At 62.5% G+C, this 277-nt stretch carries 1 protein-coding gene; it reads right to left on the reverse strand.

Features of this window, described 5'->3' with window-relative positions; genetic code table 11:
- Positions 1 to 277 (reverse strand): LysR substrate-binding domain-containing protein (locus AAEZ06_RS27210; RefSeq protein ID WP_350617195.1); only part of this gene is annotated, 277 nt, incomplete at both ends.

A 277-nucleotide genomic window follows, 5' to 3' on the forward strand; every position in this document is an offset into this window, starting at 1 on the left:
GCTATCGCCAAGACAAACCCTTCGCTGTTCAGACGAATGGCTTCCAGCTCAGGGGGCAGCGCCATCGGTGAGCGCACATAGCCCAAGTCAAAACGCCCCTCGGCCACCATCGTCGGCAAACTGGCCATCGGCGCTTCGCGCACGCTCAAGCTGACTTCAGCAGACTCACGGGCGTAAGCCTGCACCTGGCGCTGCAACACGCCGGAATACACCGCAGAGGCCACATAACCCAATTCGATATGCCCGGTTTCGCCGCGCCCGGCACGTTGCGCATGGC

It is taken from the genome of Pseudomonas sp. HY7a-MNA-CIBAN-0227 (assembly GCF_040310325.1).
GTDB lineage: Bacteria > Pseudomonadota > Gammaproteobacteria > Pseudomonadales > Pseudomonadaceae > Aquipseudomonas.